The organism is Actinacidiphila sp. bgisy145, from assembly GCF_057708125.1.
Genome location: NZ_JBYIRL010000086.1, coordinates 1 through 9,447 on the forward strand (window position 1 = coordinate 1; position 9,447 = coordinate 9,447).

General features: G+C 76.1%; 8 protein-coding genes. 6 read left to right on the forward strand and 2 right to left on the reverse strand.

The features are described 5' to 3' along the window. Positions 1–1,450: sigma factor-like helix-turn-helix DNA-binding protein (locus tag AC3ERT_RS36165; RefSeq protein ID WP_435179375.1), on the reverse strand; the 1,450-nt coding region annotated here is incomplete at its 3' end. A gap of 158 nt (positions 1,451–1,608) precedes the next feature. Here AC3ERT_RS36165 and AC3ERT_RS36170 point away from each other — a divergent pair. After that, positions 1,609–3,270 carry a cell division protein PerM gene (locus AC3ERT_RS36170; protein WP_435179377.1) on the forward strand — a complete coding sequence of 554 codons (1,662 nt, stop codon included), beginning with the start codon at positions 1,609–1,611 and terminating at the stop codon, positions 3,268–3,270. A 481-nt stretch (positions 3,271–3,751) separates the two neighbouring features. On the opposite strand, the gene AC3ERT_RS36175 is transcribed toward AC3ERT_RS36170, so the two are convergent. Further along, positions 3,752–4,648 carry a hypothetical protein gene (locus AC3ERT_RS36175; protein ID WP_435179379.1) on the reverse strand — a complete coding sequence of 299 codons (897 nt, stop codon included), beginning with the start codon at positions 4,646–4,648 and terminating at the stop codon, positions 3,752–3,754. 207 nt (positions 4,649–4,855) lie between these two features. Between AC3ERT_RS36175 and purN the strand changes: the two genes are divergently transcribed. The 5 genes from purN to AC3ERT_RS36200 all read left to right on the forward strand — a co-directional run bounded on the left by purN (position 4,856) and on the right by AC3ERT_RS36200 (position 9,299). Continuing rightward, positions 4,856–5,509 (forward strand): phosphoribosylglycinamide formyltransferase, encoded by a 654-nt coding sequence (gene purN, locus AC3ERT_RS36180; RefSeq protein ID WP_335978522.1) that lies wholly within the window; start codon positions 4,856–4,858, stop codon positions 5,507–5,509. Then, entirely contained in the window at positions 5,506–7,101 is a 1,596-nt protein-coding gene (purH, locus tag AC3ERT_RS36185) for a bifunctional phosphoribosylaminoimidazolecarboxamide formyltransferase/IMP cyclohydrolase (protein WP_435179381.1), read from the forward strand. Before purN ends, purH begins: the two co-directional genes overlap by 4 nt. A gap of 287 nt (positions 7,102–7,388) precedes the next feature. Further along, positions 7,389–7,898, forward strand: coding sequence for an RDD family protein (locus AC3ERT_RS36190; protein ID WP_435124985.1), 510 nt, complete (start codon positions 7,389–7,391; stop codon positions 7,896–7,898). Positions 7,899–7,993: 95 nt separating this feature from the next. Further along, on the forward strand, positions 7,994–8,860 hold the full coding sequence (locus AC3ERT_RS36195; protein WP_335978128.1) for a bifunctional methylenetetrahydrofolate dehydrogenase/methenyltetrahydrofolate cyclohydrolase: 867 nt from the start codon (positions 7,994–7,996) through the stop codon (positions 8,858–8,860). Beyond that, positions 8,850–9,299 carry a DUF3017 domain-containing protein gene (locus AC3ERT_RS36200; protein WP_335978126.1) on the forward strand — a complete coding sequence of 150 codons (450 nt, stop codon included), beginning with the start codon at positions 8,850–8,852 and terminating at the stop codon, positions 9,297–9,299. The genes AC3ERT_RS36195 and AC3ERT_RS36200 overlap by 11 nt, the downstream gene beginning before the upstream one ends. Positions 9,300–9,447: the final 148 nt, after the last annotated feature.

Consider the following 9,447-nt stretch of genomic DNA (forward strand, 5'->3'; position numbering starts at 1 on the left):
CCTCCCCCCCCCAACACCCCCCCCCCCCCCCCCCCCCGCTGTGCTGTACGGCCCCGGGCGCGGTGGTTGTCAGATCGGTGCTCGGGGCGGGCGCGGTCGCGGTCGCCGTCGGCCCCGACTGCCCGGCCGGGCGCGGCGCCTGGTGGTCCGGGGTGACGATCACCGCGACCGTGGTGACGGCGGCGATCACCGCGGTCAGCGCGTACGCGCCGACGGTACGGTGCCGGGTCGCGCGCTCGCTCGCGGCCCGCACACCGTCCGGCCGCCCGGCCGGCTCCGGCGGTTCGGGGGAGGCGACCCCGGGGGCGCCATCCGCGCCGGTGCGATCATCTGACGCGGTCTCAGTTCGGGGGCGCTCGTCGAGCAGCGCCCCCAGCCGCTCCGGCAGCACCTCCTCGGCGAGGTCCGGCACCGCCTCCGTCAGCGCCGCGCGCGCCGCGACGATCCGCGCCGCGGCCGCCGTCTCGCTCGCCTCCGCCTCCGCTGCCGCCGTCGGCAGTGCGAGCCCGAGGCCGTCGTGGAGCAGCACCGCCGTGCGCTGCCGCGGCGGAAGCGCGAGCAGGGCCGCGGCCAGCGCGTCGTCGGGGGTACACGGCTGCGGCCGGTGCCCGCCCGCCCACTCCGGCACCCACCGCTGCCAGGGCGCGAGCGCGTGCTCGTACACGGCCGCGCGCAGCCAGCCCACCGGGTCGCTGTCCCGCGCGACCTCCGGCCATCGCTGCCAGGCCAGTCCGTACGCGTACGCCACCGACTTCCGCGCCTGGTCCGGGTCGCCGGTGAGCAGTTCCGCCTGGCGCGCCAGGGCGCCCGCGGCGTGCCGGTAAAGGGCGTCGAACGCGTCCGCGGGCGAGGCGTCACCGGAAAGCCCGAGGTCGCAGGTGGCGGCCGGGGCCGGCGGGTGGGGCGCGAGGGAGAAGAGGTCGGGCGGGTCGTCGTCGGGCTCGGTGCCGCCGAGCGGGTACGCGGCCGGCTCGGCGGGGTGCGGTTCCGACGGTGCGTCAGGTACGGGGGCGGGGGCGACGATGTCGGGTCCGCCGGTGCCGAGCCCGCGGGTGGCTGGGGCCAAGGTGACGGGCGCGGGCGCTGCCTCGGGTGCGGGGGCGGCGGTCGCGGTCGGCGCGCCGATGGCGGTCGGCGCCGTGGCCGCCACCAGGACCAGCGCCTCCAGGGGCGGGCGCGCGGCCGTTTCGGCGCCGGCGCGCGGGCGGGTGGGGCCGTTCGCCGGGCGGGCGGGGCGGTCGCTGCCGCCCGCCGCTCCCTTCCGGTGCGTCCGCCGGGCCGAGCCGCGGCCGGCCGCCGCCCCGCCACGGCCCGCGGCCGAACCGCCGCGCCCCGCCGCCGAACCGCCGCGCCCCGCAGCCGAATCGCCGCCGCCGACCGCGGTGGTGCCCTGGACGCCGTTCCGCTTCTGGGCCGCCGCCTGCTTGCGGGCCTTGCGCCGTGACGTCATCGGACCGCCTCTCGGCGAGCGGTACCTACCGTAATGCTGGCGTTCGTCCGCTGACATGACAGTCCGAAAAAATGACACATAGCACTCATTCTCGCCGACACGTCGACTTTTCGCCTTCTCCCCGGGCGAAACGGGTGTTCCTGCCACCATGGGTGGCCGTGACGCAGACGAGCGAGCCGCTGACCGCTTCCGCTTCCGTATCCGCCCTGCCCCCGCGGTGGGCCGCACTGTGGGTGTCCGCGCTGGCCGCGGGCGCGTCCGCCGCCGGGCTAGGGCTCGGCGGGATCGCCGCCGTCGTGCTGCTGCTGTGGATCGGCTCGCCGTTCCCCGACACCAGCCTCGGCGGCGCGCTGCATGTGAGCGCCGACCTCTGGCTGCTCGCGCAGGGCGCGGGCCTGGTGCGCACCGCCACGCTCTCCGGCGACCCGTCACCCGTCGCCGTGGCGCCGCTGCTGCTCAGCGCGCTGCCCGCGTGGCTGCTCTTCCGCGGTACGGCCTCGGCGGTGGCCGCCGCCGTCGACGGCAAGGACGCCGACGATGCCGCCGACGCCGGTCACCCCGACCACGCCGACCGGTCCGCCGGCGCCTCCGACCCCGCGGACCGCCTGACCGGCCGGGCCCGGGTGCGGGCCGCCGCCGCGGTGACCGGGTGGGTGCTCGCCGGCTACCTCACCCTCGCCGCGGTCGCGGCCGTCTACGCCACCGGCGGCTCCGTGCACGTCGCCCCACTGACCACGCCCTACGTCCTGCTCTTCGCCGGCGCCGCCGCGAGCTGCGGGGCGTGGTCCGGCTGCGGGCGGCCCGGGCCCGAACTGCTGCCGCTCGACCGCTTCCGCGCCGGGCGCGGCACGTACCGGCTGCACCGCGGCCACGCCGAGGAGGCCGGCGCGGCGGTGCGGGCCGCGGCCGGCGCGGTCGCGCTGCTGGTGGGCGGCGGCGCCCTCATCGGCGCGGCCGCGCTGATCTGCCACATGGGTGCGGTCGGGCAGACCTACCAGCAGCTCAGCGCCTCGCTGGTGGGGCGGGTCTCGGTGCTGCTCGTCGCCGTCGGCCTGGTGCCCAACCTCGCGGTCTGGGCCGCCTCCTACGCGCTCGGCACCGGCTTCGCGGTCGGCGCGGGCAGCGCGGTCGCCCCGGCGGGCGCCTCCGGCTACGTCCTGCTGCCCGGTTTCCCGCTGCTGGCCGCGCTGCCGCACACCGGTACGTCCTGGGCCGGCTGGAGCACCCTCGCGCTGCCCGTGCTGGCCGCACTCGGAGTGGCCTGGTTCGTCGGCAACGACGCCTGGCCGGTGTGGAGTACGGTCCGCGTCACCTTCGGGGCCGCGCTGGCGCTGGGCGCCGGGTTCGCGGTGCTCGCCGCCTGGTCGGGCGGTCCGCTCGGGCCGCACCGGCTCGCGGACTTCGGGCCGCGCTGGTGGCTGGCGGGGGCCGCGGCAGCCGGATGGACGCTGGTGATCGCGCTGCCGGGTGCGCTGCTGCTGCGCTACCACGTCGCCCACCCGCCGCACCCGTGGCGGTCGTTGGTCGGCGGGCTGCGCCTGCCCAAGCTGCGGGTGCCCCGGCCGCGGATGCCCCAGACGGCCTGGGCGCGGCTGCGCAGGTCGGGCAGCACCACGGCGACGAACGACGACCCCGCCGTCGCGCCACCCCCGCCCGTGCCCCTGCCGAAACCGGCTTCCGCCGAGCCGACCGCTCCGGCCGCCTTCCCCCCGCCGCTCCCCGGGCTCGCCCCGGCCCCCCTGCCGATGTTCCCGCCCCCACTGCCCGACCTACCCCCCACCGCCGCACCCCCGCCACCCCCGGAATCGCCCAGCGACTGACCGCGCGACGGCCCCGCCGCCTACCCGCCGCCGCTGCCCGACCTACGGACCGCAGTCGCCAGCGGGGCCCGGGGCGCCCGGCGGGCCTCCGGCCGGCTGACTGCGCGTCGGTCGCGCCGTACCCGCCGCCGCTGCGCGGCCTGTGGCCGGCGGTCGGTCGGCGGCGCGGGCGAGGGGCAACCCTACGAGAGCTGCGCGGCCTGTAGGCGTAGCCGCCAGCCCGGCCGGACCGTACGCGGGGTTGGCCGCGGTGCGGGGGCAGTCCCCGCCGGGCACGGTGCCGTGTCGCCCTCGGTTGGAGTGCTGGCTGTGTCGGCGGGCGGGCTAGTGGGGGAGTGGGCGGGGTCGGGCTTCGTTCGGTGGGACTCGCTGTCGCCGGGGAAGGTCCTGCCGTACCCACGGCCGCCGGCCGGCCGGGCGCGGTCGAGGGCGAGGTCCCGCAAGGCCCGCGGTCGTCTCCCCCGGCGGGGCCTCGGGGAGGTCAGTCGCGGAGGGCGGGGAGGCTGCGGAGGGGGGAGGGGAGAAGCTTCTGGCAGGAGTGCGAGGCGGGCGCGGTGAGGGCGTCGGCCTTGCAGTCGTAGTAGTCGCGGTAGGCGATCTGGAACCCGTACGTGGTGCCGACGATCGCGAGGGCGAGCGCGCTGGTGATGATGCCGGTCCAGGCCGCGGTGAGGAAGGAGCGCTGGGCGTCCGGGCCGGGCGCGGGGGGCGCCGGGCGCGGGCTCTGGGTGGCGTCGGCGAGCGCGGAGGCGGCCTGCGCGCGGGCCTTGGCGCGGTCCTCGGGCGACATCCGCAGCGCGCTGACGCCCCAGTAGAGGGCGAGCGCGCCGAGCAGCAGGCCCAGCGGGGTCCAGCCGAGCAGCGAGAAGATCAGGCCCCAGCCGCCGCAGACCAGGGCGTACCGCGAGCGGCGCTGCGCCGGGTCGGTCGGGTCGAAGCGCGGGCCCTGGCCCTGGGGGCCGGTCGGCCCGGGCTGCTCGGGGCGCCGGGCGAACGGGTCCGGCCGACCGGACTGCGGCTGGCGGCTGCTCCACTGGTGGCCCCACGCCTGGGGTGCGCCGTGCGGGGGCGGCGGGGTGCCCTGCGGCCCGTCGCCGGAACCGGAACCGGAACCGGAGCCGTCGGCCCCGTTGGAGCCGTCGCCCCCCGAACTCCCGCTGCCGGAACCGGAACCCGCGCCGGAACCCGCGCCCTCACCCGAGCCGGTGCCGCCCTCCTGCCGCCCGCTGCTGCCGGCCGGCCGGCCGGGCTGCCGCGGCTGCCACGGGCGGTCCGGCGCACCCTCGGGCGGCGGCGCGAACGGGTTGTCCCGCTGATCGCCACCAGGCGCGCGCAGCGCGAGTTCAATGCGGCCGCTGCTCATGATGTGATGCGCCATCCCCTTGGGCTCGACTCCTGTCGCGTACGTGTTCTCCCCCAGACGCTACCGCCCGGACGCTCCCCCGTCCCGTGGGGGCCGCCCGGAGTGCCGGTATCGTTGCTGACGACCGGCGCGCTCGTAGGGTCGCCCCAAAACGAGCGGCCCCGGTCTCATAGAAACATCCAAGCCGCCCGAAACACAGCCGCCCAGGTCCCCGTTCGCGGGATTCCCGCACGCCCGAGAGAGGCCCCGTCCGTGGCTGCCCGCACTCCCGCCCGTCTCGTCGTCCTCGTCTCCGGTTCCGGCACCAACCTCCAGGCCCTGCTCGACGCCATCGAGGCCGACCCCGGCTACGGCGCCCGGATCGTCGCCGTGGGCGCGGACCGCGACGGCACCGTCGGACTCGAGCGGGCCGAGCGGGCCGGGCTGCCCACCTTCACGGTGCGGCTGCGGGACCACGCCGACCGGGACGGCTGGGACGCCGCGCTCACCGAGGCGACGGCCGCCCACGACCCGGACCTGGTGGTCTCGGCCGGCTTCATGAAGATCGTCGGCGCGCGGTTCCTGGCCCGGTTCGGCGGCCGGATCGTCAACACGCACCCGGCGCTGCTGCCCAGTTTCCCCGGGGCGCACGGCGTGCGCGACGCCCTGGCGTACGGCGCCAAGGTCACCGGGTGCACCGTCCACTTCGTCGACGACGGCGTCGACACCGGCCCGGTCATCGCCCAGGGCGTGGTCGAGGTCCGGCCGGACGACACGGAGGACGCGCTCCACGAGCGCATCAAGGAAGTCGAGCGACGTCTGCTCGTCGACGTGGTGGGACGTCTGTCGCGCGACGGGTACCGCATCGAGGGACGAAAGGTTTTGATTCCGGCATGAGCGCCACTCCCCAGGACACCGCGCAGGACAGCCCCCGGGCGAACGGAACGCAGCGGCCGGTGCGCCGCGCGCTGATCAGCGTCTACGACAAGACCGGCCTGGAGGAGCTGGCCCGGGGCCTGCACGCGGCCGGGGTCGAACTGGTGTCGACCGGCTCGACGGCGGGGCGGATCGCCGCGGCCGGCGTGCCCGTCACCAAGGTCGAGGAGCTGACCGGCTTCCCCGAGTGCCTGGACGGCCGGGTGAAGACCCTGCACCCGCGGGTGCACGCCGGCATCCTCGCCGACCTGCGGCTCGAGGACCACCGCAGGCAGCTCGACGAACTGGGCGTCAAGCCGTTCGAGCTGGTCGTGGTGAACCTCTACCCCTTCCGCGAGACCGTCGCGTCGGGCGCGAGCGCGGACGAGTGCGTCGAGCAGATCGACATCGGCGGCCCGTCCATGGTCCGCGCCGCCGCCAAGAACCACCCCTCGGTCGCGGTCGTCACCAGCCCGGCCCGGTACGACGAGGTGCTCGCCGCGGTCGCCGACGGCGGTTTCGACCTCGCCACCCGCAAGCAGCTCGCCGCCGAGGCGTTCCAGCACACCGCCGCGTACGACGTGGCCGTGGCGTCCTGGTTCCTCGACGGCTACAGCGCGGACGAGGAGTTCCCCGAGTTCACCGGCGCCACGTACACCCGGCTGGACACCCTGCGCTACGGCGAGAACCCGCACCAGGGCGCGGCGATCTACACCGACGGCTCCGGCACCGGTCTGGCCGGCGCGGAGCAGCTGCACGGCAAGGCGATGTCGTACAACAACTACGTCGACACCGAGGCGGCCCGCCGCGCCGCCTACGACCACGACGGCGTCTGCGTGGCGATCATCAAGCACGCCAACCCGTGCGGGATCGCGGTCGGCGCGGACGTCGCCGAGGCGCACCGCAAGGCGCACGCCTGCGACCCGGTCTCCGCGTACGGCGGCGTCATCGCGGTCAACCGCCCGGTGTCCGTGGCGATGGCCGAGCAGGTCGCGGAGATCTTCACCGAGGTGATCGTGGCCCCGGCGTACGACGAGGGCGCGGTGGAGGTGCTGGCCCGCAAGAAGAACATCCGCGTGCTGCGCTGCGCCGACGCGCCCGCGGCCGCCACGGAGTACCGCCCGATCGAGGGCGGCGTGCTGGTCCAGGTCAAGGACCGGCTCCAGGCGGAGGGCGACGACCCGGCGACCTGGACGCTGGCGACCGGCGAGGCGCTGGGCGCGGACGAGCTGGCGGACCTGGCGTTCGCGTGGCGGGCGTGCCGCGCGGTCAAGTCCAACGCGATCCTGCTGGCGAAGGACGGGGCGACCGTCGGGGTCGGGATGGGGCAGGTCAACCGGGTGGATTCCGCGCGGCTGGCGGTGGAGCGGGCCGGGGCGGAGCGCGCGGCGGGGTCGTACGCGGCGTCCGACGCGTTCTTTCCGTTCGCGGACGGGCTGGAGGTGCTGACGGCCGCGGGCGTCAAGGCCGTGGTGCAGCCCGGTGGGTCGATCCGGGACGAGGCCGTGGTGGAGGCTGCGGCGAAGGCCGGGGTCACCATGTACTTCACGGGGACGCGGCACTTCTTCCACTGACCTCGCGGGGGCGGTGCCCCTGACCCTCCGGGGTGGGTGGTCCTGTCGGTTCCGGGACCACCTGCCGGTGGGGGGCTGGTCGCGCAGTTCCTCGCGCCCCTGGGTTCGCTCGGGTGCGTCCTCGGGGGTTGCGGGGGGATGACTCTTGCACTGGCGGGGGTGGGGGCCTGACGATGTGCGCGCACGCATCGTCCCCTGCTGCCGCAAGGAATCCGCCCGTGAGTCAGTTTCCTGGGTCCGCCGGCCCGTATGGTGATCCGCTTCCGCCCGGGTACGGGTATCCGGCGGTGGGGAACCGGCCACTGGGCATGCCGCCGCCGGCGGGGTGGGGCGCGCGGCTGGGCGCGATGGTGCTCGACGGGCTGATGTTCAACCTGATACCGACGGGCCTGTTTCTGGCGGGGTACGGGCGGTTCGCGGCGAAAGTGGCCGACGCGTGGAACGCGTGCGACGACCGAGGTATCGAGCGGTCGAAGTGCCCCACGCCGTCGGTGCCGACGAGTTCGGGGCTGCTGATCCTCGTCGGCGCCGTGCTGTCGCTGGCTGCTTTCCTGTTCCTGGCCTACCGCGAGGGGAAGACCGGGCAGACCCCGGGCAAGCGGATCGTGGGCATCCGGCTGCTGCGGTTGGCGGACGGCTCGGCGCTCGGCTTCGGCCGGGCCGTGGGGCGCCGCGTCCTGCACGCGGTGGACGCCCTCCCGTGCTTCCTCGGCTTCCTGTGGCCGCTGTGGGACGAACTGCACCAGACCTGGGCCGACAAGATGGTCCACACGGTCACCATCCGCGACGCGAGCTGACGGGGAAGCCGCGGTCCGGGGCGGTACGGGACCGGTACGGGGCCGGTTCGCGCGCGGATTGGTCCGCTGCCGGGCAGATCCGCGAGTATGGAGCCATGACCGCCCAGATTCTCGATGGCAAGGCCACGGCCGCCGCGATCAAGTCGGAGTTGACCTCCCGGGTCCAAGCGCTCAGGGAGCGCGGTGTCGAGCCCGGCCTCGGCACCCTGCTGGTCGGCGACGACCCGGGCAGCAAGTGGTACGTCGCGGGCAAGCACCGCGACTGCGCGCAGGTGGGCATCGGCTCCATCCAGCGCGAACTGCCGGACACCGCCACGCAGGAGGAGATCGAGGCGGTCGTCCGCGAGCTGAACGAGGACCCCGCCTGCACCGGCTACATCGTGCAGCTGCCGCTGCCCGAGGGCATCGACGCCAACCGCGTGCTGGAGCTGGTGGACCCGGACAAGGACGCGGACGGGCTGCACCCGACGAGCCTGGGCCGGCTGGTGCTCGGCGTCCCGGGGCCGCTGCCCTGCACGCCCCACGGCATCGTGGAGCTGCTGCGGCGGCACGGGGTCGGGATCGACGGCGCGGACGTGGTGGTGGTCGGCCGCGGCATCACCGTCGGCCGGTCGATCGGGCTGCTGCTGACCCGCAAGTCGGAGAATGCCACGGTGACGCTCTGCCACACCGGCACCCGGGACCTGGCGGCGCACCTGCGGCAGGCGGACATCGTGGTGGCCGCGGCGGGCGTGCCGCACATCATCAAGCCGGAGGACGTCAAGCCGGGTGCGGCGGTGCTCGACGTCGGCGTCAGCCGGGACGAGCACGGCAAGATCGTCGGCGACGTCCATCCTGGGGTGGCCGAGGTCGCGGCGTGGCTGTCGCCGAACCCGGGCGGCGTCGGGCCGATGACCCGCGCGCTGCTGCTCCAGAACGTCGTGGAGGCGGCCGAGCGGACGGTGGCGGGCCATGTCGGTTGAGGCGGCGGGCGGACCCGCGGACATCCCCGACGGCACCGTGCGTGCCGCGTCCCAGGACCCGGGCGGGCGGCCCGAGGGCACCCGGGGCGTCGCCCGGCCCGAGGGCGGCGGCCGGGCGGCCGGCGGGGACGCGCCCGCGCCGGTCCGGCAGTGGCCGATCATCGCGGTGATCGCCGGGGCGGCCATCGGGCTCATCGTCACCGCTGCCGGGCAGTTCCGGGCGGGCACCATCCTGATCGGCGCGGCGCTGCTGCTCGGCGCCGGGCTGCGCTGGGCGGTCACCGCCGTGGGCATGCTCGCGGTGCGCAGCCGGTTCACCGACGTGATCACCTACGGGATACTCGGCGCGGCGATCATCCTGCTCGGGCTCATGGCCCAGCCGGACCCCCTGATCCGCATCCCGTTCCTGGAGGACATCATCCACTTCTCCGTCCGCTGACGAAGACGCGGGCGGGACGCGGGCGGGGCGCTGACGGGACGCTGACGGGACACGGACCTGACGCCGACTTGACGCCGGCGGTACGCCCCGCCCGCGCCGCCGTGCGGCCCCCAGCCGCGCCTTTCCCCGGATCGGGTGACCGGTGCCA